The 25,082-nt window shown below is 58.7% G+C and carries 22 protein-coding genes; 15 read left to right on the top strand and 7 right to left on the bottom strand.

All coding sequences use genetic code 11. The features are described 5' to 3' along the window. The first annotated feature begins 846 nt into the window (after positions 1–846). The 5 genes from BRA42_RS13915 (at position 847) to nudC (ending at position 5,547) form a co-directional block, all read left to right on the top strand. Positions 847–2,055 (top strand): multidrug effflux MFS transporter, encoded by a 1,209-nt coding sequence (locus BRA42_RS13915; RefSeq protein ID WP_292405266.1) that lies wholly within the window; start codon positions 847–849, stop codon positions 2,053–2,055. A 139-nt stretch (positions 2,056–2,194) separates the two neighbouring features. Beyond that, a complete protein-coding gene (locus BRA42_RS13910) occupies positions 2,195–2,434 on the top strand; it encodes an antitoxin VapB family protein (RefSeq protein ID WP_342686278.1) in 240 nt (79 codons plus the stop codon). Beyond that, positions 2,421–2,813: a type II toxin-antitoxin system VapC family toxin gene (locus BRA42_RS13905; RefSeq protein WP_342771316.1), complete on the top strand. Its 393-nt coding sequence runs from the start codon at positions 2,421–2,423 to the stop codon at positions 2,811–2,813. Before BRA42_RS13910 ends, BRA42_RS13905 begins: the two co-directional genes overlap by 14 nt. A gap of 151 nt (positions 2,814–2,964) precedes the next feature. Beyond that, a complete protein-coding gene (locus BRA42_RS13900; protein WP_342771315.1) occupies positions 2,965–4,314 on the top strand; it encodes an ATP-binding protein in 1,350 nt (449 codons plus the stop codon). Positions 4,315–4,707: 393 nt separating this feature from the next. Beyond that, positions 4,708–5,547 carry an NAD(+) diphosphatase gene (gene nudC / locus BRA42_RS13895; protein WP_292405271.1) on the top strand — a complete coding sequence of 280 codons (840 nt, stop codon included), beginning with the start codon at positions 4,708–4,710 and terminating at the stop codon, positions 5,545–5,547. Between the two features lie 137 nt (positions 5,548–5,684). On the opposite strand, the gene BRA42_RS13890 is transcribed toward nudC, so the two are convergent. After that, complete coding sequence (locus BRA42_RS13890) at positions 5,685–5,813, bottom strand: hypothetical protein (RefSeq protein ID WP_292405272.1); 129 nt, start codon at positions 5,811–5,813, stop codon at positions 5,685–5,687. A gap of 82 nt (positions 5,814–5,895) precedes the next feature. After that, positions 5,896–7,119 (bottom strand): MFS transporter, encoded by a 1,224-nt coding sequence (locus BRA42_RS13885; protein ID WP_342770257.1) that lies wholly within the window; start codon positions 7,117–7,119, stop codon positions 5,896–5,898. An 857-nt stretch (positions 7,120–7,976) separates the two neighbouring features. Between BRA42_RS13885 and BRA42_RS13880 the strand changes: the two genes are divergently transcribed. Beyond that, positions 7,977–10,019 carry an acetate--CoA ligase family protein gene (locus tag BRA42_RS13880; protein WP_292405900.1) on the top strand — a complete coding sequence of 681 codons (2,043 nt, stop codon included), beginning with the start codon at positions 7,977–7,979 and terminating at the stop codon, positions 10,017–10,019. A gap of 41 nt (positions 10,020–10,060) precedes the next feature. Here the strand turns inward: BRA42_RS13880 and BRA42_RS13875 are convergent, their stop codons facing one another. Continuing rightward, the gene (locus tag BRA42_RS13875; protein ID WP_342771314.1) at positions 10,061–11,626 is read right to left on the bottom strand and encodes a glycosyltransferase family 2 protein; all 1,566 of its coding nucleotides are present in this window, start codon (positions 11,624–11,626) and stop codon (positions 10,061–10,063) included. A gap of 555 nt (positions 11,627–12,181) precedes the next feature. Between BRA42_RS13875 and BRA42_RS13870 the strand changes: the two genes are divergently transcribed. The 3 genes from BRA42_RS13870 (at position 12,182) to BRA42_RS13860 (ending at position 15,042) form a co-directional block, all read left to right on the top strand. Continuing rightward, positions 12,182–12,814, top strand: coding sequence for a superoxide dismutase (locus tag BRA42_RS13870; RefSeq protein ID WP_342686131.1), 633 nt, complete (start codon positions 12,182–12,184; stop codon positions 12,812–12,814). Positions 12,815–12,946: 132 nt separating this feature from the next. Continuing rightward, positions 12,947–13,246, top strand: a complete 300-nt coding sequence (locus tag BRA42_RS13865; protein ID WP_342771313.1) for a hypothetical protein — start codon at positions 12,947–12,949, stop codon at positions 13,244–13,246. Between the two features lie 188 nt (positions 13,247–13,434). After that, complete coding sequence (locus BRA42_RS13860) at positions 13,435–15,042, top strand: PAS domain-containing sensor histidine kinase (protein ID WP_342771312.1); 1,608 nt, start codon at positions 13,435–13,437, stop codon at positions 15,040–15,042. A gap of 6 nt (positions 15,043–15,048) precedes the next feature. Here the strand turns inward: BRA42_RS13860 and BRA42_RS13855 are convergent, their stop codons facing one another. The 4 genes from BRA42_RS13855 to BRA42_RS13840 all read right to left on the bottom strand — a co-directional run bounded on the left by BRA42_RS13855 (position 15,049) and on the right by BRA42_RS13840 (position 18,540). Then, complete coding sequence (locus BRA42_RS13855) at positions 15,049–16,482, bottom strand: MATE family efflux transporter (RefSeq protein WP_342771311.1); 1,434 nt, start codon at positions 16,480–16,482, stop codon at positions 15,049–15,051. Positions 16,483–16,748: 266 nt separating this feature from the next. Further along, the gene (locus BRA42_RS13850) at positions 16,749–17,039 is read right to left on the bottom strand and encodes an ATP cone domain-containing protein (RefSeq protein ID WP_342686135.1); all 291 of its coding nucleotides are present in this window, start codon (positions 17,037–17,039) and stop codon (positions 16,749–16,751) included. Positions 17,040–17,113: 74 nt separating this feature from the next. Continuing rightward, positions 17,114–17,356: a DUF3006 domain-containing protein gene (locus BRA42_RS13845; protein ID WP_342771726.1), complete on the bottom strand. Its 243-nt coding sequence runs from the start codon at positions 17,354–17,356 to the stop codon at positions 17,114–17,116. After that, on the bottom strand, positions 17,353–18,540 hold the full coding sequence (locus BRA42_RS13840; RefSeq protein ID WP_342771309.1) for an MBL fold metallo-hydrolase: 1,188 nt from the start codon (positions 18,538–18,540) through the stop codon (positions 17,353–17,355). The genes BRA42_RS13845 and BRA42_RS13840 overlap by 4 nt, the downstream gene beginning before the upstream one ends. Before the next feature lie 268 nt (positions 18,541–18,808). On the opposite strand from BRA42_RS13840, the gene BRA42_RS13835 reads away from it, so the two are divergent. The 6 genes from BRA42_RS13835 to BRA42_RS13810 all read left to right on the top strand — a co-directional run bounded on the left by BRA42_RS13835 (position 18,809) and on the right by BRA42_RS13810 (position 24,724). Beyond that, positions 18,809–19,636 (top strand): helix-turn-helix transcriptional regulator, encoded by an 828-nt coding sequence (locus BRA42_RS13835; protein WP_342686138.1) that lies wholly within the window; start codon positions 18,809–18,811, stop codon positions 19,634–19,636. 453 nt (positions 19,637–20,089) lie between these two features. Beyond that, complete coding sequence (locus tag BRA42_RS13830) at positions 20,090–20,893, top strand: UbiA family prenyltransferase (protein WP_342771308.1); 804 nt, start codon at positions 20,090–20,092, stop codon at positions 20,891–20,893. A gap of 187 nt (positions 20,894–21,080) precedes the next feature. Beyond that, positions 21,081–21,377, top strand: a complete 297-nt coding sequence (locus BRA42_RS13825) for a hypothetical protein (RefSeq protein WP_342771307.1) — start codon at positions 21,081–21,083, stop codon at positions 21,375–21,377. A gap of 201 nt (positions 21,378–21,578) precedes the next feature. Further along, on the top strand, positions 21,579–22,475 hold the full coding sequence (locus tag BRA42_RS13820; RefSeq protein ID WP_292410112.1) for a hypothetical protein: 897 nt from the start codon (positions 21,579–21,581) through the stop codon (positions 22,473–22,475). An 84-nt stretch (positions 22,476–22,559) separates the two neighbouring features. Further along, the gene (locus tag BRA42_RS13815; RefSeq protein WP_292410114.1) at positions 22,560–24,023 is read left to right on the top strand and encodes a redoxin domain-containing protein; all 1,464 of its coding nucleotides are present in this window, start codon (positions 22,560–22,562) and stop codon (positions 24,021–24,023) included. Positions 24,024–24,118: 95 nt separating this feature from the next. Beyond that, entirely contained in the window at positions 24,119–24,724 is a 606-nt protein-coding gene (locus BRA42_RS13810; RefSeq protein ID WP_292410116.1) for a fasciclin domain-containing protein, read from the top strand. Positions 24,725–25,082: the final 358 nt, after the last annotated feature.

Below are 25,082 nucleotides of genomic sequence, written 5' to 3'. Positions count from 1 at the left end.
CCTCCCGATCCCTCACTCGAAACTCTTCGAGTTTCTCGAACGACTGCCGTTTCGGCAGTCGTTCCCCGCGTGGCGATACCCAGAGAGGAGCCGTATCAGAGGTTTGACGCCAGAGATCACTCAATTCTTCGCGGGGAGGCGACAGCATACTCTGAACTATAGGAATCGTCAGCCGCTGAAAACTTTTAGGATGACTTCGAGAACAATAAACCGGCCATATACTCAATATCTACTGCAAGCCCGAGCAGAAAGTCAAAGGGTCGCGGACCCTCCGTTTCCATACCCTTCTAATTGCGGGTCTCTCTGCAAGTTACGCTTGGGTATATCGAATTTTCGGCCCTCTGCGGTAGTAACCACACCCTTCTGATTGCGGGTCCCACGCAAGCATGATGAACTTCAAGCAGAATGAAGAAAAGGCAGTCGTTTCCATACCCTTCTGATCGTGGGTCTCACTGCAAGAGTGCACGTTTCTCCAATAAATACCTTCCCATCGGCTCCCGTATGCCCTTACTCCGGCCGACACTGCGGGTGTATCTCGCGCGCTTTGGCATAAGAAGATACCCGCAAAGCGCTCATCCAGAATCGAAAATTGTGGGTCTCCCCGGCGATCCCGGGGCAAGATGAAGAGAAAGAACGGACCAATCAGGTCGGGACACTGGCATCAGACCTTTGATATCAAGTGTGTCGGCTGAAGGTCCGAGACAGGCTAATGTCCAATGCCAACCTAGAACTAGGGGAAGGTTTCAATGTATGAACAGAGGTTGGAGGAGACAATAATCCGACCTCGATTCGGAATGCACGACAGTAGCATCCAGTTCTTCAACACCTGCCCTCCGAGATGCCCCCATGGACCAATTCAACAATCGAGACGGCAAATCCCAGAAATATCTGGGGGATCGGGGGCTCCTCGTCCTGATCGCGGTGTTCTCCGCCTTTGTCCCGCTCTCGACCGATCTCTACCTACCTGCCCTTCCCGGAATGGGAGACTATTTCGGCGTCTCTGCGGACCTCACGAATCTCACCTTGATACTCTTCTTCATCTTTTACAGTCTCGGGCTGCTCTTCTGGGGGCCGCTCTCCGACCGGTACGGCCGTCGGCCCGTCCTTCTCATAGGACTTGCCCTCTACATCGCTGCAAGCGTCGGATGCGCTGCATCGTGGGAGATCCGGCCCCTTATCGCCTTCCGCATCCTTCAGGCCGTCGGCGGTAGCGCCGCCTCTGCGGTCGCAACCGCGATGATCAAGGATCTGTATGAAGGGAGGAAACAGGAATCGGTGCTCGCGCTCGTCCAGTCCATGGTTGTCACCGCGCCCGCCGTCGCCCCGCTTCTCGGGGCGTTCATGCTTCCTTATACCTCGTGGCGGGGCCTTTTCGTGACACTCGCACTCATCGGGGTCGTCGCGATGATCGGCGGCCTTCTCCTTGAGGAGACAATACCCGCACGGCGTACCGACACCGTGGCACAGTCCGTACGCCGGCTCGGGGTTGTGCTCAAAAATCCTGGTTTCGCCTCGCTTCTTATCGTCTTTTCGCTCGTGAGCACCGCGTCTCTCGCATTCGTCTCCGCCTCGTCGTATATCTACGAAAAAGGATTCGGACTTTCAGAACAGGTGTACAGTTTCTACTTTGCCCTTAATGCCATCGGCCTGATCTCGGGCCCGTTCCTCTACATCTGGCTCTCCCGGCACTTCAGCCGTCGGGTGATCGTCGGGTTCAGTTTCGGCGTCATGATCGCCGGAGGCGTCCTTGTCTGTCTCTTCGGGAGCCTTGGCCCCCTGATTTTTGCTCTTGCTCTCCTCCCGGCGTCCCTGATGGGAAGTTCTGTACGTCCCGGAGGCGCATTCCTCATGCTCGATCAGCAGAAGGGGGACACCGGCTCCGCATCCGCCCTGATCAACTGCTCCGCCCTCGTCTTCGGCAGCGTCGGGATGGTCCTCGTCTTCCTCGGCGGGAACAACCTCGTCTTCAGCCTCGGGGCGATCAACGTGGCGGTAGGGGTTGCGTGTCTTCTCGGGTGGGTGTTGATCGGGAGAATGGACCTGGTGCGGTGCTGAGGGAGCAGTGGTGCCTTTTCACGGTACCCCGACCTCCAACTGTCGGATACCCGCCGTTCCCGTTCCCCGCACGGCGCATTGCCGGGAAGAGATCCGGCGATGAAAGGGTCCAAATACATGCACATACACACACACAGGTATGGGAACCAGGACGATCAGTATCAGCGATGATGCATACGAGAGGCTTTCGCGGTTAAAAGGCCCTTCAAACATGAGTTTTTCCGAAGTGATCCTGAAGTATACCCCGCAGAAGAAGAAACTCTCGGAAATTCTCAAAGAATTTGGACCAAATACCGCGCTGGCCGATTCGGTCGCAGAAGCCTCGCGCGAGATGCGAAAGGCTTCGATGCGAGAGGTAGACTTCGATGCCGACGCTTGATACGTCCCTGCTCATCGACCTGATCCGGCACGACCCGGAGGCGATGAGAACGCTCGAGGCGATGGAGCAGGAAGGGCTGCCCCTTGCAACCACGGTGATCAACATCCTCGAGCTCTACCGCGGAGCGTTCCTCTCGGCATCGGTGCAGGAGAACCTCCGGGAAGTCGAAGCAATCGTGCGGGCGCTGATCGAACTCCCGGTCACGAATGAGACGTATCGAGTCTTCGGTACGCTCGCTGCCGAACTCCGGGAGAACGGTCGGCCGATCGGGGATTTCGACGAGGTGATCGCCGCGATCACGCTCACAGGCGACGGCGAGATCGTCACCCGGGACCACCACTTCACCCGCGTCCCGGGGCTGAGGGTCAGGACGTATTAGGGGCGAACGGTATATACCGATCTTCATCCGACCGTCGACCGTGGTTGTCGACAAGGAGCGCCTTTGCGGTATTCCGATCCGGCCTGCTGGCGACAGGTACTCTGATCGTCGACATGAGGACCGCAGGAAGGATGATGTACATCGTATTCTCTTGTCCTTCGGAGGCTCTGAGGTTGCCGTTCTCCCGGACGACCACATCACCCGGCACCTGCGAGGCATGCTCGACTCGCTCAACGGCAGTTCAACGTTGACTCTTGCCGGAGCACATTTCTATGGACAGATTGTCAATACAATTTACAATATGTCCAACCAGGTACGGGGAATGATCCGGCGGGACGCGGAGGAGAAGGTCCGGTCGCTTGCCCTCGGGTTTCCGGCAGTGGCCGTGATCGGCCCCCGCCAGTCGGGAAAGACGACGCTCGTCCGGTCGATATTCCCGAAATTGCCCTATATCTTACTGGAAGATCCCGATACCCGGGCCTTCGCGGAGGAGGACCCGCGCAGTTTTCTCGCACGTTACGAAAAGACCGGAGCGATCTTCGACGAGGTGCAGAGGGTCCCGGAACTCTTCTCGTACCTTCAGGGCGTCCTTGATAGAAACCAGAGGCCGGGACAGTTCATCCTCACCGGGTCCCAGAACTTCCTGATGATGGAACGGATATCCCAGTCGCTTGCCGGCCGGGTCGGGATCGTCAAACTCCTCCCCCTCTCGATGAGGGAACTTGCCCGTGCCGGAATTGAGCCCGAACGGTACGAGGACCTCCTCTACACCGGCCTCTTCCCCCGCCTCTACAACAGCGGTATTCACCCGGCAGACTTCTATGCATCATATATCCAGACCTACATCGAGCGCGATCTCCGTCTTCTCAAGCAGGTGCAGAACCTCTCGACGTTCCAGACGTTCATGAAGATGTGCGCCTACCGATCCGGTCAGGTGGTGAACTACTCGTCCCTCGCGAACGACTGTGGCATCACCCACAACACGGCGAAAGAGTGGTTATCCCTTCTTGAGACGTCGCTCGTGATTGTCCTGGTCCGGCCCCACCACAAAAACTTCAACAAGCGACTCGTGAAGATGCCGAAACTCTACTTCACGGACCCCGGTCTTGCCGCACACCTGGCCGGGATACAGAGCGCCGACGATCTCGGTTACCACCCCCTCAAAGGGGGGCTCTTTGAATCGCTCATCATAACCGAGTTCCTGAAGTTCCGGTTCAATCGGGGCAGAGAGCCCAACCTCTACTTCTGGCAGGACAAACTCGGACACGAGATCGACTGCATCATCGAGTATGTGGGGTGGGACCCCGTCCCGGTCGAGATCAGGTCGGGCCGAACGGCAAGTTCCGACTTCTTTAAAGAGATCGCCTACTGGAACGGACTCTCCGGCAACACCCCGGACCGGTCGTTCGTGGTCTACGGGGGCGACCGGTCCCAGTATCGGGCGGCAGGACGGCTCATCGGCTACCGGGACCTGGAACCGATCGTCCCGTATCTGAAGTGATTGGGGAAAACGGATACACTTAAGCGGCAGCCGCAAGTTCTCTGCGAACCGATCGAACACCGAACAACCGGGGAGCCCCGGCGCCGTCGAGCTCGCAGCAGCGCTTTATACCGACGGGGACCTCGATCCGGCCACCGACCAGCCGGTCGCGGCCGGCAGTACCCCGGCGAAGACCCCTGCAAGGCGGGAAGAGCGACGGCGCACCACAGCGATCTCCGTATCACGTACACGGACCCTGAAAGTGCAAAGATCCTTCGCCTGACAGTTCAGTAAAGGGAGCAAGCAGGTGCAAACGGGGGGCGTCATGATCTCAGACTCTCCAAGCATATATGCGGTCCCGATGAATACCCTCTTTTCACGAACCCTGCACCGGGGTAAAACCATGTTGATACCATGAACCATACCGCAGTATTCTCTGCAGACACCCTCGTGCCCCGGTATCCGGGGCCCGAGTCTGTACCGGAAGAGGGAGTCCTCTACGTAATTGTCCGGGAATCGGGCGTCTGCGTCACCACGGGAGACAGACCGCAGATCTTCCTCGACAGGAATCCAAAATCCGACGGATGCACGGTAGAGCGTATCCAGTACCTCGGACACCGGGGTGCGGCGCCCTGCTATGCGGCGGAGATAGCAGCAGATACCCCTGTGCCGGAAGGCATGGAGCACTCCGCGGTCCGGGCGCTCTACGGCAGAATCCCGGAGGATGAGCTTGCAATAGCCGCCCTTGCGGTCCAGATCGTCGATTTCGATAGAACGACGCAGTTCTGCGGGAGGTGCGGGGCAAAGACCTCCCAGAGCCGCACCGAACGGGCGAAGATCTGCCCTGCATGCAACCGGATCGCCTACCCCCGGCTATCGCCTGCAATCATCGTGCTGGTGAAAGACGGCGAGAAGATCCTGCTCGCCCGCTCGCCCAGATTTTCGCCCGGAATGTACAGCATCGTCGCCGGCTTCGTAGAGCCGGGCGAGTCCCTGGAGCATGCCGCCCGCCGGGAAGTCAGGGAAGAGACCGGAGTCTCCGTCCGGAACATCCGGTACTTCGGTAGTGAGCCCTGGCCGTTCCCGGACTCTCTCATGATCGGGTTCGTCGCCGAGTACGCAGGAGGCGAAGTGATCGCGGACAATAACGAGATCGAGGCCGCAGGATGGTTCGACCGCGATCACCTGCCCCTTCTGCCGTCCACGATGAGCATTTCCCGGGCGCTCATCGAGTGGTGGAGAGGGGGAAGGTGACCGGAGCCGGGAATTCGGTTCCTCATCGCCGTACTGCCTCTTGTTGCGGCGAAACAGCCGTTCGGTGAGTCATACCCCCTCCCTCCGCCTTGACGAAGAACGCAAAACCACCTTTGATTCCGGAACCGAGCGTTCTTTCAGGCCCGGATCGTCTGCGAGGCGTTCGGTATCGGTCCGGTCGAGGCCATCGCCGAAGGTTCGCTCCCGATCACCGCCGACCCGGCATCGTCGGACGCGATCCTGCACGCCTTTGCACGAAAAAGCATCGCCGCGACCTCTGGGATAGGATCGGTCTTTCCCCGGGTATGCCTGATTCCACGTTCACACCCGATTCAACAGAACGCATTCTCAGTTGTTTCGTAGAGCACCACCGGGCTCGCCAGATTCCCGGACGGACAGGACAAAGAACCCGCAGACCGCGACGGCGATGAGAAAACTCATGAAGAAGCCGGGGCCGAACCCGCCGGCAGCAATGACGACCCCGGTGACGAGGGGGCCCGCCGAATGCCCGATATCCATGATGGACGACAGCGCCCCCATCGAAGCGCCCATTTGTTCCTTCTCTGCAACGTCCGCAACGTACGCACCGGTCGCAACCGTGGAGAGCGACATACCGAGGGCGAGAAGCAAACTTACAAGAAGAAACGCCGGGAACGTCGACGCAACCGGGATAGCGGCAACCGAGCACCCCAGAACAAAGAGTCCTCCAGCGATCTGGACCCGTTTATCGATCCGGTCGGAAATCCTGCCGAAGGACGGCTTCGTCACCGCGATGATCAGCGTCTGAGCGGCAAACAGGACCCCCGTCTGGTACGCATCCATCCCCCGGGAGAGCAAGACGAGCGGCAGGAACGTCTCAAACGCCCCGAAAGCGAAGTAAGTCGCCATGTCCACAAGCGCCGTTGCCCGAAGCCTCCGGTTCGTGAAAAACACAACAAAACTCCTGCGAAACGTCGAGAACGGGAGGAACGCGAGGGAGACCGGGGTCTCCTCCCGGTAGAGAAGAATCAGGACGACGACCGGCACCGCGGCGATTGCTGCGGCAAGGTAGACCATCCGATAAGGGACGAGCCCGGGGTAAAAGACAAAGAACGAGAGGATGGCCCCGCCGACAAGCGGGGCAAGGGTCCTCCCGATCAGGGTTGCGGAAGAGTACTGCCCGAGCACCTCCCCCTTCGTCCCCGGAAACCGTACGGCGATCATCGCAGCGATCACCGGCCCGAGAATGGCGGTTGCCAGCCCGTGGAAAAACCGGACCGGGATCAGCCAGAGCGGATCGGCGATGAAGAGATAGAGCAGAGGTGCCGAGAGGAATACCGTTCCGGCTACGAGGAGGAGCCGCCTCTTACCCAGATGATCCGAGAGAACCCCCACGGGAAACGAGAAGAGGATCCCGGCAAGCGGGGAGACCGCCGACACGAGGCCGATGACCACATCGCCGGCGCCCAGAGCCTGCGAGAAGAGGGGCAGCACCGGGTTCTTCGAGATGGTGGTTGAGAAGATCGCAAAAAACCCGACCAGGAAGAGAGAATACACCGTCCGGCGATCCGGAGATGAATGGCGCCCGATCATGACTCCTCTCTCCGGTTGACTGCAGAGGGTCCCCGGCAAGCGGGGAGACCGGCGAAGAAGATCATAGCCAGAGTATGATATCGAATCGTATGTCGCTCAACTCCGCTCATTCCGGTGATTCACGAAAAAAAAACGCCGCTTGTTGGATATAGTCTCAGTACATCCTCCCTTTCCGAATCGTCCCGGCTCCTCATAGACTGTCATTATCGATGTTAATCTCTACGCCGAAGCCCATAAATGGTACCGACCGGGTGTTCGGAATCTACTCGAAGACCGGACCATCTCCCGGACATTCACGCCCGTTGCACAGCCAGCAGTTCATGAGGGATCTCGCCCCGGCAAATCCCGGTCGTCCGTGCCGCAGAATGATATCCGGGACATGCCCGGGCGACCCCGATCCCTGGAGAGACGCACGCCCTGCGGGACCCGACCATGGAGCGGGTATCCTCGACCACAACAAGCCGAGAGTTCCGCTCCATTGCTCATACAGGGCACGCACTGCACACCCCTCCTCCGCCCGGCGCCAACGCGGGCTTTCAGGAGGGTTCCGGCCCCGAGATTGGGCAGCCACAGGATACACTCGTTCTCGTGTGAGCCGGGATAACGGCATTTACTCAGCAATTCCGGAAATTCAAAGGCAGATCGGCGGCATCTGAAACGGCTGACGACATCTCCCGATAGAGATTTATCATGTAGAATCATTACAAAACCTATAAAGGGAATCTGAGACCACGCTGTACAGTTCATTCCGACCTCTTGGTTTGGCTTTCCAGGAGACGGCTCATCTGTCAGGGAACCTGAACTGCAGGATCATAGAGACCCTTGAATAGGGATACGCAAAACATGAGGAGATGACCATGGTCAAAAGAATGCTGAGCGAATTCGAATCGTATGATCTCCTGAAACAATACGGCGTACCGGTACCGGAGCACGCAATCGTCCAGACTGCACCAGAAGCAGGTAAAGCAGCAGAGAAGATCGGCTTTCCGGTCGTTCTGAAGATCTATTCGCCCCAGATCATCCATAAAAGCGATGCAGGCGGCGTGATCGTCAGTATCTCATCAAAACAGGCCGCCGAGGAGGCATTCAATAAGATCGTCGGGAACGCAAAGGCGTATAACCCCAAAGCCGAGATCAAGGGCGTCATCGTCGAGCAGCAGGCGGCGCCGGGGCTTGAATTGATCATCGGCGGGAAGACCGATCCGGCGTTCGGGAAGGTGCTCACCTTCGGTATGGGGGGGACGCTCGTCGAGTTGATGAAGGACGTCGCCCTGCGGATTCTGCCGATCTCCGAGGAGACGATCCGGGAGATGATCAAGGAGATCCACGGATACCCGATAATCAAAGGTTACCGGGGGGCGAAGCCGAGAGACGAGGAGACGCTCGTTCAGATCATGTGGGCGATCAACCGCTTCTTCGCCGAGAGCACCAATGTCGTGGAGTTCGACATCAATCCGGTTCGACTGTACGAGTCCGGGGCCTGCATCGTCGATGCCCGGATCTTCGTCGATGACGAAGCCGTGGAGCAGACCCTGAAAGAGCGGCCGTTCGTGCCGATCGAGTACTTCACCCCTCGCTCCGTAGCCGTCATCGGCGCATCGTCCGAACCGAAGAAGATGGGCTACGCCGTGATGCACAATCTCCTCCATTTCCCGGGGCAACTTTACCCGGTAAACAACAAACGCCCGGAGGTGCAGGGACTCAAAGCGTATCCATCCATCCTTGATATCCCGAACCCCGTCGATATGGCGGTCATTACCGTCCCGGCAAAGCATGTCCCGAGCGTGATTGAGGAGTGCGGGCAGAAAGGCGTCTCGATGGTGATCATCATCACTGCCGGGTTTAAGGAGATGGGAGAGGAAGGAGCGGCCCTGGAAGACCGGGTCCTCGAGATCGCAAAAGGCTACGGCACGCGGATCGTGGGTCCGAACTGTCTCGGGCTGATCATCCCCCCAAAGGGCATCGATACCACCTACGTTCACCAGTCACCCAAAGCCGGTAACATCGCCTTCATCTCCCAGAGCGGCGCCATCATCAACACGGTGGTCGACTGGAGCATCAAGCAGGACATCGGCTTTTCCGTGGTCATCTCGGTCGGCAACCAGGCAGACCTCAACTTCATCGATTACCTGCGGTTCGTGGAACGTGACCCGAAGACCAAAGGCATCATCCTCTACGTCGAAGAGATCCAGGACGGCAAGACCTTCATGAAAGTGGTCGGCGAGGTCGCAAAGACCAAACCCGTCGTGGCGATCAAGGCCGGTTCGTCCCGGAAAGGGCAGCAGGCGGCATCGTCCCATACGGGCTCGCTCTCGGGGTCGTACGACGTGTATATGGAAGCATTCCGCCAGTCCGGCGTGATCCCCGTCCACACCCTGACCGGTACATTCCAGGTCGCCGAGATGCTGTCGCTCCCGAAAGGCTACCCCCGCGGCAAGCGGGCGATCGTAATCACAAACGCCGGCGGATTCGCGGTACTCTCCTCCGACTACGCCGAACGCTACGGCATCGATCTGATCACCCTGCCGCCGAAGGTCCTCAAGGAACTCAACGAATTTCTGCCGGAGTTCTGGAACAAGAATAACCCGATCGACCTCCTCGGCGATGCCAACGAGAAGCGGTTTGAGCAGACATTCAGTGCGCTCGCCAAGCACCAGGACTGCTGGGACATTGCGTTCGTCGTCGGGTTCCCAAACCTCGTCATCGGATCGGAGCAGGTCGCAAACCAGATCGTCCGGTTCTCGGAGAAGACCGAGAATATGATCGTCGGGACGCTCCTCGGCGGCGACTCCATGGAACGGGGCCGTAAAGTTCTCAAAGAAAACGGCATTCCGAGCTTCGACGAACTTGACTTCACCTTCCGCGTGATGGGGAGAATTCTCTGGCAGAGATTCCGCTAAAGCTCTCCAGCCATCGACTTTTTTCTACCGACGCCGGCGCTTCAGCGCCCCGATCCCGGGACGAAACGCCCGCTCTCTACCGTCGCGGACGCCCGTCTTCCGTCCCTTCGCCAGACTACCAGAAACGACGAGAGGACAAGAAGCGTATAGCAGGCCCAGAAGAGCGGGATTGCCGTGCCTGAACCCGGTCCCCCGGAGACAAGCCGCACGACGCCGACGGTCATCGAGACCAGAACGGCCGCAATCACCAGGAGAACCGGCACGATCCTGGCACGGGACCGGCCGGCAGGTCCCGACACTACTTTTGGGGTCACGACGAACGGCAGTTGCTTCCCGGAGACGACGTACCAGAGCGCCCGGGCGTATACGAAAGAGAGCGTGTTGAAGATCGCCTGCGAGAGGACAAGGTCACGCAGAGAGTACTCTCGTTCGCGGATGCTGATGAGGACCTGGAGCGCGATCACCACGACGAGCACAACGGCAAAGACCGGGGGAACCCACACCGGCAGGATCGGGATGCCGAAGATCAGCGTGAAGACAGGGAGGAGAAAGAGTGCCACGTTCACTCCGCCAAGCAGGTAGATCGAGGCGATCACGACGAACTCGAGCCACTGAAACGGGGCCATGTTTTTCGGATGCGTCAGAAGTTGCCGGAGGATGGTTCCGAGGAACTGAGTATTTCCGTATGCCCAGCGGAGTTGCTGGGTGAAGTACGCCGTGAGGTTTGGCGGTGCGATGCCCTCTGCGTATACGGTATCGAGAAAGAGCCCGCGATATCCCCTGAGATGGAACGCAAAGGAAGTGGCGATGTCTTCGGCGATGCACGTCTCATCCATCCCCCCGATGGCGGCAAGGTGGCTCACCCGGAAGATGCAGTTTGAGCCGGTCAACATGGCGGTATCATTGGCGGAAAGCCCCCTGCAGACATGCTTGTTGTAGATGTGCTGCTGGTATGAGAACGTAACGCTTATCGCATCGCTTGACTCCGACGGAAAGAATTGCGGAGTCTGAATGAAGGAGAGGGCGGGGTCGGCTTCGAGAATCGGGATAAGGTCGGTGAGGATCGCCGGCTTCACCTTCTGGTCGGCATCGAGGACCAGGAGATACGATGTATCGTCGTCGAGGAGGGGGAGGGCGTGGTTGATTGCTCCCGCTTTGAAGCCTGCTCTATGGTCACGGTGGACATAACGGAGATTATATATGCGAGAGATCTCCTGCATCGCTGCCCGTTTTCGCGGGTCTGTGGAGTCGTCAAGGAGATAGATACAGACATCCGGATAGGAGATCGTCGTACATGCCCGGACACAGGAATCGACCACGCGAGGCTCCTCGTTATAAACAGGAATGAAGACTGCGACACGGCAGGCGGCCGCCTGGCACGGCGCTACGGGATGACCCCGGTAGGCATAGAGCGACCGCAGAAGGTGATCGGCGTAACTCATGAACTGAATCACCCCGAATGCGGTGACAACTACCAGGAGAAGAGAGAGCACTCTCGCGAACAGACCCCAGGCCGCCCCGGTGAGTATGAGGTGCAGATCCCGGAGGAGAACGACAGTGAGCAGCACCACGAGCGTGGCAGTAAAGAGCGAAATACGTGTTGCCATCTTCATGGTAGGTCCACCGTTGTGCCCAGACGCCATCATACAGGGACACCTCGCGGCTGCGGTACCATCGACCTGGTAAACGAAGCAAGGCTCCATGCAACGGAATGCGAGGCAGTTCAAAATGTCACTCTACCGGCATATATAATGCTTCCGAACATGGTTGTTCCGCCGCCCCGATAGTCCTTAACGATCAAAAAAGACTCCATCGTTGCTATTTTCATCATCCAGGAAAGTTATCGTCATGAAGTCGAAGATGAGATTTACATAAAGGCATGATCGGATCGGTCCGGCCCCGTTCCGGCATCCGGACGGCACGCGGGCGGCGAGAAGGTGCAAAATCCCCCCGGTGGAGGGGGAACGACGTCAACCGCAAGATGTACAGAGCGTACCGCTGTAGAGGTCGTCCGGCACAATCAACATAAGATCGGTCGATCGGCACTCTGCGATTGAGGCTCTCAATCCCGGCTGAAAAAACCCGGGTGCCCCCGAGGGGAGGAGGGGGAGCCTGTACCGATACTCTCAAATAGATCGCTAACCTTCTGAAAATTGATCATTATGGCTGTACAGAAGATAGCAACTGCATCGTTGAAGAGGTATGAACTGCCGCCCCTGCCCTACGCACCGGATGCCCTTGAGCCGTATATCTCAAAAGAACAACTCTCCCTGCATCACGATAAGCACCACCAGGCTTACGTGACCGGGGCGAACGCCAACCTTGAGAAATTGGAGAAGGCACGGCAGGAAGGCGCCGAAATCGACATGAAAGCGCTGTTAAAGGAACTCTCGTTCAACATAGGCGGCCATGTCCTGCACACCCTCTTCTGGCCGACCATGGCGCCGGCCGGGAAGGGCGGCGGCGGAGCCCCGAAAGGCGCCATTGCGGACCGGATAGAACAGGAATGGGGTTCTTTTGACCGATTCAAGGCCGAGTTCACGAAAACGGCCGCGAGTGTCGAGGGCTCCGGGTGGGCGGCTCTGGCCTACGACAGCATGACGGCTCGCCCCGTGATCATGCAGATTGAGAAGCACAACAACAACGTCTATCCCTCATTGAAGATCCTGATGGTGCTCGACGTGTGGGAGCACGCCTACTACGTCGATTACAAGAACAACCGGGGTCAGTTTATCGATGCGTTCTGGAACGTCGTGAACTGGGACGCGGTGAACAAAAGACTGGAAAACCTCTAACCGTCTCTTTTTTTTCCGCCGGGCGATACCCACCGCACGGGCCCCGGACGAAAGGCATGATTCTCTTCTGCCGTCCCGCCGGGATTACGCGACCTCGCGACCGTCACCGGGGCGAGCGTTGTCCAGAGTAAGATGGAGCACTACTGCTGCGGCGGAGTCAAGAACCTCTTCGACCGGCACCAGACCATCCCTGCGAGGGGGCTTTCCCGATTAAACCAGCTCGTCCGTCAGGATTTTATGCGTCATAATCTGGCCGTGATGATCGTCGACTGCTCGGGCTGTGAACTGGCGTACGACCATATGGGAGTGCCGGTGCTCCATATCGCCGGGTTCCTGGCACTCGCAATGGGTGCATCCCCCCGGGAGACGGTTCGCATCCAGGGTCATCTGACATCGCTCTCGCCGGCCCTCAACCGGATCGGGGTCCTATAATCTCCGCTTTGAGTTCCTGCGGCGAGAAGGGAGGGCTTTCCGACGGACAGGATGAACCTCGACGTGGTTCGGGGGAGAAGAGACAAACCAGTCCGGGGAGGGCTCCAACCGCAAATATCTTAACACCCTGAATATGAGCTTATTTACATAATTTTATCAGGATAATTTTCAGGGAGCGAGATACTCATATGAACAGAGCAGATCCAATATCCACCCAACTACGGGCGGCGTTTCGGCCCCTCGACGAACCCGGCGTTTGTATCATCGTGATCAACCCGAACCTGCAGGTGATCTGGGCAAACGCCCATGCCATGAAACTTTTCTCGGCAGATGAGGATGAAATTCTGGGGTCCAATGCCTGTCAGGTCTTCGATATCCACCTGACGCCGTTTCTGGATGAAAAAGGAGACGTCCAAAAACTTCTCACCGCGATGCGCGACGGCGACGAGGTGTCCGGTCTCGAACTCTCAGTACAGAACCCCGATGAAGGGGAACGACGGTTCGTCTACTCCAGTCGGAGGCTGGAGCAGGACCCGTTCGCAGGGATCTGGGTACTCCGCATGCGGGATGTCACCGGCAGAAAGGCCGACGAACGGCTGCTCTCTTTAAACAGGCAACTCCTGATCCTCAACCAGATCATGGAGGTATCGGCGTCGTCCCTATCGCTCGACGAATTACTCGATGCATCACTCTCTAGGACGCTGGATCTGCTCAACCTCAATGTGGGGCTGACCTACCTCCTTAACCCGGAGCGGACGCTGGCACTCACGCGCTACCATCACGCCGTCCCGAAAGACTACTTTTCCCGGTACGGGACAATAACGGTCCATCACTGGCCCTGGAATTTAGTCTTTGTCGCCGGACAGCCGTGCTACGTTGAACAGCGCAATAAATCCGGCGCAGTCGCAGAGGAGGTCCTCTCATCGCTCGGGGTCTCGGCGCTTGCCTGCATCCCTATACTCGCGGAGTCGATCGTCGTCGGCGCGCTCTTTCTCGGGAGCAGGGATAAACAGCGGTTTGAAGACGAAGAACGCCGCCTGCTTGAGGCGGTCGCACGGGAGATCGGTTCGGGTGTTCTCCGGAGCATGCTCCACAAGCGGCTGGAGGCAGCCCACCGTGAGACGAACCTCTACCTTGATATCATGACCCACGACCTTAAAAACGCAGAGAACGTTGCGAACCTCTACTGCGATCTCCTGCTCGATATGCTGGAGGACGACGCCGCGCTGTATGCAAGGAAACTCAAGGGGAGCGTCAGAAAGAGCACCAGGATTCTCCAGAACGTCTCGACCATCCGGCGGATTCATCAGGAACCGCCCGACCTCAAGCCGATCCGCCTCAGCAGCGTGATCCGGGCCGGGATCGACCGTATTCCGGAGGCAAAGGTCGCGTTGTTCGTGGACACCTCGGTGGAGGTCCTGGCGGACGACCTGCTCCCGGAGATCTTTTCGAACCTCGTCGGGAACGCCGTCAAGTTCGGCGGACCGGATGCCGGGATCGCGATCCGGGTGGAGAACGATCCGGGAGAAGACCGCACGGTGGTGGTAACCGTTGAGGATACGGGGCCCGGCATCCCCGACGGGATGAAAGAGGCGATCTTTCACCGGTTCAGAGAGGGCAAGAGTCAGGGGCACGGGGACGGGCTCGGCCTGTACATCGTCGGGATGCTGATCGAGCGCTACGGCGGCAGGATCTGGGCAGAGGACCGGGTTTGCGGGAGACCGGACCTCGGGGCATCGTTCCGGTTCACGCTGCGCGAAGCGGTGCATGGAGAGACCGGCGGGCATAAGGAGTGATGCTCTTCACGCCGCTGCCGCTGCTGTTATGGTCGCGGTCTGTCGGATTTTGAGCCCCGCCGTATACCGGCGCGCCCAGAAATAGCCGAATAGTGCGCCGACCGCGTTTCCCGCGATAACCCCCCACCAGACGCCGGAGAGGCCGAGGCCGAGTTCGATTGCAAACACCCGGACAAACAGGGTCGAGAGGACGACGGTCTGCAGGACCGTGAGCGTGAGAGACCGTGTACCTTTGCCAGTCCCCTGGAAGAACGACGCCGAGAAGAGCCCGAACCCGATCACCGGGAAGATCAGGCTCATAACCCGGAGGAATGCCGTCAGTTCCGGTACGATCTCCGCTGTATCACTCCCCATCGCAAAGAGCGTAGCGATATGGGGGGCGAAGACGAACATGACGGCAGCAAGTCCAAGACCGATACCGAGGCCGAGCCTGACGGCGAAGAGAAGGGCGGATTCCATCCGGACATACGCCCCGGCCCCGTAGGTGGCGCCGGTGACCGCGACCACTGCCGTCGCGATGGCAAGGATAGGGGTTAAGCCGATATTCACGATACGCCACCCGGTCGAGTAGACCGCGACGCTGTCGGTACTCGCTATGAGGACAATGACGCCGTTTAATAGCAGGGTCATCAGCGCAAACGCCAGTTGCTCGGCGGCGGCAGGGACGCCGACCTGCAGGACGTCGCGCACAACTGCAACGTCGGGAGCAAAACCCCGGAGGTGGAGGGAGACGTAGGTATCCCTCTTCACAAAGAGCCAGTAGACCATCGGGACGGCGGAGAGGACCTCAGCGATGATGGTTGCCCAGGCAGCGCCGGCGATCCCCATGCCGCAGGTGTAGATCAGGATCGGATCGAGGATGACATTTGCGAGTGCCCCTACCGCCATCGCATACATGGCCCGTTTTGCATCGCCTTCCCCGTGCATAATCGAGTAGGCAACCTCGCCGAAGAGGAGGGCGAATGTCCCGAGAAAGAGGACCCGGGCATACTCAGCGGCAAGGCCGGCGGCATCGCCTGCGCCCATGAGGACGAAAATGTCCCCGGCGAAGAGGAAGAGCGGGATGGTGACGGCGATGGAAAGGAGGGTCATCAGGAGGATCGTGTGCATCGCGACGCTGCTTGCGCCGTCCCTGTTGCGGGCACCGATCATCCGCGAGAGTGCGGCTTCGCCGCCTGTGCCAAGGCCGCTCGCCAGCCCGATGGTGACGAGGTAGAGCGGAAAGGAAAATCCGACGGCGGCAAGAGCATCGGCACCAAGGCCAGAGACCCAGAACGCGTCGACGACGTTGTAAAGGGTCGTAAGGGTCAGGGCGACCATCATCGGCAGGGAGAGTCTGACGATCGCGGCCTTCGGATCGGCGAGGAGTATCTTTGTTCCTTCTGTATCGTTCTGGTTACTACTGGAGGGTGTATCGTCTTCGGAGTCGCTGGTGGGCATATAGATCGCCTGCTGGCACGTCAACGTCGTTGACGTAATCGAGACGCGTTTACTGATTTGAGAGGACGTTGTGCCGTTATGGGGGGGCTGATTGTCGGACGCGCCCGGGAAGGATGACCGAACTGAAAACGGCCTTCTGGCCGCCGTTCAAATTATCGAATTTCCGGGTAGAATATGACAATACAAGACATATATGGGCCCAGATTGGTAATTATAATTTTGTTCCGGAAGGTTCCGTCCGGAATAGATGAAAAAGAGGAGAGGTATCAGCGGGCGGGTAATTCCGTAACCGCCGGCGCCCCGCGTTTCTTCACGGCACGGTCGTACAAGATCCAGTTATCCTCCCATTCCGGGTTCCGGTCGCGGAGCTGCTCAAGCACCCGCCGCCGGACTTCCCCGGAGGACATCCCGTCGTAGGCAACCCGTTCGACGGCATCCCCGATCGCCCTGGCCTCTTCCAGCGGTGCGCCTGCTTTAAGTGCACTCACGGTCACTTTCTCCCGCACGAATGGTTCTCTCCTGCCATCGAGTTTGACGATATCGACCAGTTCATTCACCTCCTGGATGAGGCTCTGGGCTCATCCGACGATATTAATCTTGTGGTCAGGTCCCATGCCCGGCGGCGACGAGGTTATGCCTTCCCCCGCCCCCGCAGCCGCTCGATCCTCTCCGCCACCCGTTTCCGGGCCTCCGTCGTCGCCGCGACGTCCCGGCGGATCGCGATCTCGAGGATATCCCCTTCCCGCGCGTCGCCGGGGAGGAGGGAAAGGGGGAGCGTGAAGCGGATCGACTCGTCCTCGCGGAGAAGCAGGGCGGCAAGATCCCCCTCGATCCGGTCGAGGCTGACGAGAAACGTTGCTTTGTCCTCCATCATCGCTCCAGGGTGCTGACGGTCGTGCCGTTCGCGGCGGCGAGCGTGGCGGTATCGCCGTCGTTGTTCCAGACCCCCGCTTTCCGGCCCCAGTAGAGGTCGGTCACGGTGTCGTCGCCCTCACCGGAGTGAACGATGACGTCGGCGCCCGGGTCAAGGGTGTAGACAGGGAAGGTATAGGTGTTTCTCATCCCCTCGTCGGCGATCGTCCAGCCGGTGAGGTTGACCGGCGCCGCCTCGCCGTTCGTGATGGTGACCTCCTCGCCCCGGAGGTCAAGGCCGGTGATCTGCACGCCGGCGGGGGATGGAGCGCCGCCGGCCGTCACGGCAAGCGTCTCGCCGTCGGTAGAAACAACGACGGTCCCATCGCGGTCGGTGCGGTAAATGCGCGAGCCGGCCGCCTCAAGGCGTTCGAGCGTCTCCTCATGGGGATGGCCGTAGTCGTTGCCCGCGCCGACCGTGATGACGCTGACCGCAGGGCTCGCCGCAGCCAGGAACTCTGCCGAGGATGCGTAACGGCTCGCGTGGTGGCCGACCTTCAGGACATCGGTATCGAGGTCGAGCCCGGCTCCTATCAGGCACTCCTCCGCGGGTTCCCCGGCATCGCCCATGAAGAGGTAAGAGATCTCCCCATAGGTCGCTTTCAGGACGATGGAATCCTCATTTGGATCGCCCAGCGGCTCGGATGCCGGGTTTAAGACCCGGATCTCGAGATCGGGGTCGAGAGAAATCGTCTGCCCGCGCTCCGCCACCGTGTATGGGATCTTCCGCTCCTCGATCAGGGCAAGCAGATTCTCGTAGGTCGCAGTGGGGTGCGGCTGTCCGGCATCGACGAACAGCCCGACCGGATATGCGGAGATGACTTCCGCAAGGCCGCCGACGTGGTCGGAATGTGCATGGGTCGCCACCACCGCATCGAGTCTTTCGACGTTCTGACTTTCGAGGTACGCAACGACATGCTCCCCCATCTCGCGTTCGCCGGCGTCAATGAGCAGGGTCTTATCGCGGAACTCAAGGAGGATCGAATCGCCCTGTCCGACGTCGATGAAGTGGACGACGAGGTCTCCGGATAGGCCTGGTACAATCGCCGGCTGCTCGTCGAGGACGGAACAGCCGGCGGTGGCGAGACAGGCGAGGATGCAGGCACAGAGTGCGATGCAGGGCAGGTATCGGAGTATGAACGACATGCTTCTCTAGGTTATCAGGCACCCGACTATAAGTGTGCTGAGATCGGGCGGGGAGCAGATCGCGAGTTCCAGACCTATCGAATTACCGGACCGGTCGTCACCGGAGAATCCAGAAGACTGGAAGCCCCGGCGGATCAAAAAGCCTCGTTTTGGGCGCGCAATCGGCCGCCATCGACAGAGAAAGGAGAGCAGCAGGTGGAAGGGACATGCAGGCGCACGAATGGAAAGGGTGATATGCGTCGACCGGCACCAGTTAACAATACGAACTATGAACGGAACCTCTCCTCTGGAGATCTATAACGAGTACCACGACGACGTTCAGGCGATCTTTCGGTCGAGACTGCTGACGCAGGTGCTGATAGCCCTCGGGAGCGGGAGTAAACCCCTCTCGACCCTTCGTGACACCACGGGGAGTTCGTCGCAGGCGCTCATCCCGAAGATCCGGCAGCTCGAGGCCCTGCATTACGTTGAATCGGTGCGAGGCGACTATGTACTCACCCCTCTCGGCAGGATCGTCGAGCCGGAGATCGAGCGGCTGGTAGCGTTGATGGGAGTGATACAGCGCCATCGGAACTTCTGGACCGAACACGATGTCGAGGGCATACCCTATGAATTTCAAAGAGAGATACAACACTTCTACAACGCGGAGGTAATAAAGGATGTCGAAGAGAACATCTTCGTCGTGTACGCGGCCTTTCTCACGATCCTTCGGGAAGCATCATGGATTCACGGCGTGTCGTCGATTATGAGTCAGGTCCTTGCAAACGCGATTAAAGAGGCGGTTCTGGACGGCAGGCCGGTCGAACTCGTCATTTCCCGGAAACTCGCTCAGACATTGTTCACCGAGCCGTATGACGCAGTGCTTGGGTCCCTGAAAGGATATACCAATTTCAATATATATGTCTCCTCCGCGCCGATCAGATTGGGAATGACAGTGACCGACAGATACCTGTCATTAGGTCTGTACAGGCGTGATACCGATGTTTACGACGCCGCTACAGACCTCATAAGTACCGATGCAGCAGCAGTCTCATGGGGCGAGAAACTTTTTCAGTATTATAAAGCAGACTCCAGATTACTGCAAATTTCTGAGTAACCTCTTCTGAATTCTAATCGTCCAATGCTCGACCAGGACCCGCGATACAACGGTACCTCCTGGATTGGTCAGCGGATGAAGCCCCCGTTGAAGTTAGGGTATTTTTTTAGCCGGATCTACCGGGTCGGTCCCGGTCAACATCCAGAACAAGATACGCCTGCTATCGGATCTGGTGCGTGACTGAAATGGAACTCAAGCACCGAAGGGAATGAACAGTATCCGCCGGTAGAGCGACGGATGCCCCTCTCATGCTCCGGGTAGCACACCGCGTTCGGATACCGGGCCGCATCTAACTGATGAATATTCACTGACGCAATAAATGTTCATCAGATTCCCGAAAATACATACATGTTCAACTCAACTTATCGAACCAACCTAGTTCCATCAGCCTGCCAGTCTATCGTTCATCTCATCGTGTACAGTTCCCTGTACCTCTCCATTACAGGGGCAGCGATGGTGTACATCTCGTGCTTTGTGCAAGGCCTTCCCTTCGACCCAGTCGCCGCGGTGATACTGATGTTGATCGTATTCGCCGTCTACAACCTCAATCGCAAAACCGACGAAAACGAGGATGCCATAAACAACATCGAACGGTATACTTTCACAAAAGAGTACGGCTCTCTCCTCTTTCGTTCCGCAGTCAGTGCCTACATCGTCGCCCTCTGCCTCTCTGCTCTCCAAGGATTCGACAGTTTTTTGATAACAGCCGTTCCCCTGATCGCCGGGATCATCTACAGTGTACCGCTCTTTCCCTCCTGGTTCGGATTTCGGCGATTAAAAGAGGTTCCTGTCATGAAAAGTCTCGTTGTGGCGTTTTCCTGGACCGCTCCCACTACCTTCCTGCCGATCTGCCATGCCTCCCTTCCCGTGGATGCCGTCACCGGCATCGTCGGTATCTTCTTCTTTTTCCAGGTATTCATCAACACAGTGATCTTTGACATGCGTGATGTGGAGGGAGATGTAGCTTCAGGCGTCAAAACGATCCCCACGATGTTAGGCATCCGAAGGACACTTATTCTTCTTACAGGAGTGAACCTGATCATCGGAACTCCGCTGTTACTTGTCAGCGGATTTCTGTCAGGTCCCTGTTCAGCACTGCTGCTCGCTGCAGGCGTAGTCTATGCCCAGGGATACCTTCTCTGTTTCCCACGGTTCGGGACAGAAAAATTCTTCTTCGAACTGCTTACTGACGGAGAATTCATTGTGCTGGGTGGTATATTCTACCTGTTCATCCGCGCGATGCCGTATTCGGTATGACCAGAGGCACAACACAGGAACCGGACAACTGCACCTCCATGGTGCTTCCGGCTTCATCCTTTTCAAGGCCCGGCCCGGGCACAGAAGACCCGCGGGATGGCACCTATCCCAACGTCCAGATCTCGGGCCTCCCGAGGTTTCATCAATCCGCTGAAGATTCATCAACGTAATAAATGTGGAGCTGCCCGTGAGCATCTTAGAGTACGACATGAACATACCTGACGACATCAACCTGCTGAAGAATAAACCCGGTGCTCAATATACCGGGACGCCGGAACTGGAAGCACCAGACCGGGCCAGGTATGGCATATACGATGCCGTAACCGGTGAGTTGACCCGACAGAAAGAGAGAAGACCAAAACAATACGAATGTGCGCAGTGTATGTACTATGATCCTGAGCGTGCCTACTGCACCTATATTTATGCGCCCGTGGATATCCTGTTTGTGTGTCCGCAGGTTCTCGATAATCCCATGCGACGCTGAGTGTTGCGCGACAGCAGCAGAGAACGCGACAGTCGTTACAATCCGGATCAGGTATAGAGACGAAACGCGAACCCCCACCACATCTCGGCCAAGCCGGTAGGAACAGCGGTCTCGTCAGGTTAGGAACAGGTCGTCGAACCCGACAATGCCGGATCACCCAACATTTTTGTATCACTCCTGCCATGGCGTAGCCTGATTGCCATGCCAGGTGCGGACTACATCTACCCAAACGTCACAGAAGTCGCGCAACGGGGAGGACTCCTTGAGCGCTGGCATCTTGCCGAACGGTTCGGCTGCACGTATATCGAAGTTCCCGCCGATTTCATCAAGAACAAAACCGAGGTGGAGCGAACCGGGCAGGAGATCGGCTCCATGCTCAACCGGTCGTCTATCCTGCACCTTTACGAGCAGGATACAGACCTTCCAGGCTCTCTCGACTACGTCATGCACACCGAACCGGCCGTCCCGAGAAGAGATCAGCACCATAGGCAGGTGAAAGCGGCGTTGCGGTGGCGCGACCCGGACTGGGTGATCGCGTTCGGGGACATGCTCCTTGAGATCGAGGACCGTCTGGGCATTCCTCCCGGGATCATCGAGATTCACCCCGGCGACAGGAGGAACGCCCACACCGATATCGTCGCGGCGATGCACACCCTGATCGCCGCCCACTGGAACGCGTTTGGGGCAGAACCCCTGGTGCTGCTTGAGAACAACAAGGACCAGAGCATCTCCACCGGGAGCCAGATCCGTGCGTTCTGGACGACGCTCAAGAATGTCCACCCGGAGATCGCCGGACTTGCCGGGATCGCCCTTGACCCCTGGAACCTCTACGCCGCCGAAGGAGAAGATTTTCCGGAAGCGCTCCGGCAGGTCCCGCGCGAGGCCCTGCGGGCCTTTCACATTCACAACAACCTTGCCCCTCCGTCGATGACCGATCCGATACCCTGGCGGCAGGTATTCTCGGTGATCGGCGGCCTTCCCGACACGCCCTGCATCAAACCCGCGGTCTACCGGAAGAACATGGTTTTCGGGGCGATTGCCTTCTGCGAGGAGATGCTTGCCGCCCCAGAGACGCTCTCTCCCGAGCCGCCGGCATGAGATTGGGGGCGACGGCGGTTTACCGAGATCCAGGCCACCGGGCCGGGCCAACATTCATAACGTTAAACCGCCAGAAGGTGCCGCATGAAACTGATAGCAGCCCCTGAGTTCCCCGCAGGCGTTGAGTGGCTCAATACCAATCGCCCGCTCTCCGTCCGCGACCTTGCAGGCAGGATTGTGCTGCTCTCTTTTCAGACGTTTGCCTGCTCAAACTGCATACGCCTGGCACCGGAGGTCCGGCACCTCCAGGATAACCACCCGGACCTGGTAGTTATTGAAGTTCATTCACCAGGGTTTGAGTCCGGCGCGGTTGCCGGGAACCTCCGCGAGGCGGTTCGCCGCGCCGGAGTACGTGGTCCCATCGTCGTCGACCCCGATCGTCTCCTCTGGCAGGCCTTCGGGGTCCGGGACTGGCCGACCCTTATCCTCATCGACCCGGAGGGGAACATAGTCGGGAAGACCACCGGAGAGGGGCTATCTGGGAGGCTCGACCTGAAGATCGACCTGATAGTGAAAGAGTTCGAGCAGCGCGGTTTATTGGCAAGGGGGCCGTTGCAGTCCGGAGCCGATCGGGAGACGGCGCGGGAGGGGACCCTTTACCACCCCGCCAAGATCGCAGCGGACCATGCGGGGGCACGGCTCTTTATAAGCGATACCGGCCACCATCGGATAATCGTCGCCGACAAAGCAGGAAAGATTCTGGAGACAATCGGCTCCGGAGCCGCCGGAAACGCCGACGGGTTGTTTCAGGAGGCGGCTTTCTACCTGCCGGAGGGCCTCGCCTTCGATGAGGAGGCGGGAACTCTCTACGTTGCAGATACCGGGAACCACATGATCCGGCAGGTTTTCTGGCCCGACCGGCGGGTGACGACGGTCGCCGGGACCGGACTTGCCGCCCCCTCGCCCGGTGAAGGCGGACCGGGTACCGATGTAGCGCTGAACGCGCCCCGGGACCTCGTGCTGATGGGCGGCTATCTCTATATCGCAATGGCCGGGGGGAACCAGATCTGGCGGCTGGATCTGGCCGCCCGCACAATAGAACCATACGCCGGGTCGGGCCTGGAGGCCCTGGTCGACGGCCCGTTTCCAAAGGCCGCTTTCGCCGGCCCCGCCGGCATCGTCGCCGACGGCGAGGTGCTCTACGTAGCCGACAGCGGGGCTTCGGCGATCCGGCGGATAAAGCGGGGGATGGTCGAGACGTCCATAGGGCACTCGCTGGAAGACTTCGGCGACCTTGACACCATCGCCGGGATGGCCCGTATCCGTCACCCGAAGGGTATAGCCTACCGGGACGGGGCGGTCTACATCGCCGATACCGAAAACCATAAGATCAAGCAGTTCGACCCGGGCACCGGCTGGGTTCTCACCATAATCGGGAACGGCAGCCGCGGCCACCGGGATGGACTGTCGGGGGACGCGAAACTGAACGAGCCGGACGGCCTGGTCGATTTCGGAGGGCTCTGGTATATCGCCGATACCGGCAACCATGCCGTCAGGGTCTACGACCCGGTGCGCCACGTGGTCTCGACCATGAGACTCTGGAAGTAAAGTGCCCCGGGAGCTCGGGTTCCCGGGCTCTTCTGCCGGTTCCGGAGACAATGAGTTAGAAGGAAAGGTTTGAGTATACAGCCCACAGAGGAGCCATGAGAGCGAAGTACGCACTATTCATAGCCGTTCTGGTTCTCGGGGCGGCGGCCCTCGCCTGCGGCTGCACGGACCCGTCGGAGGACGGCGACCGAAACCAGACGGACGGCACGGCTGCCGCAACGCAGATGGGCGTGAACCTGACAATCGGTGAGGTGCTGGTCGGGGACGGGAACTTCTCGGCATTTACCCGCGCTATCGATGCAGCCGGGCTTGAGAGAGTTCTCGCCGGGCCTGGACCGTATACAGTTTTTGCACCCACCGATGAAGCATTTTCCCGGCTTCCCGAGGCGGTGATGCAAGACCTCTCAAACGACCCGAAGGGCAATCTCGCCGAGGTCCTGCTCTACCACATGGCTCCGGGAACCTATACGAGAGCCGAACTCGCCACGAATGGTACCATCGCAACGGTACAGGGCAACTCAATCTCTGTCGATGCCGACGGCAAGAACATAACGGTGAACGGAGTAGAGATCATCCGGGTCGATATACAGGCTATAAACGGCGTCATTCACGCCATTGATACGGTTATGGTCCCATCCGGCGTTACCCTGTCGGGACAGAACGAGACCGCCGCAAACGTGACGATGAACGTCACCGGCTGAAAGATTGCCTGCCCCGGACGCCCTTTCTGCGGCGCATACGAATTGCATTCGTGCCTGGAGATGTATCCGCATAAAGACCGATTTGATCGCGGATTGTAAAAGAAGCAGCCAATTACGGCTCTGTTGAGACCATATTTTGGTTCCGGAAGTCGTGAAGGCTGAAGGTCTTCAGTGTGCGGCAGGCTGAGCGGTCAAAACGAGAATGTACCGTGTAGCAGACGGAGAACCATCGCCACGGGAGAACGACTGCTAGTCCGGCAGAAACTCGAGCACGGAGGATGTGAGGAGAGGCTGACGGGGAGTGCAATACGCGGAACGCCCGAATCTTGAGAAACCTGAAGGATTTCGAGGGAAGCAT

The organism is Methanoculleus sp. UBA374 (assembly GCA_002508705.1).
In the GTDB taxonomy this organism is placed as follows: Archaea; Halobacteriota; Methanomicrobia; order Methanomicrobiales; family Methanoculleaceae; genus Methanoculleus; species Methanoculleus palmolei.
Note: the sequence above shows the minus strand (reverse complement) of the source record. Positions and strands in the feature narration are given on the sequence as shown.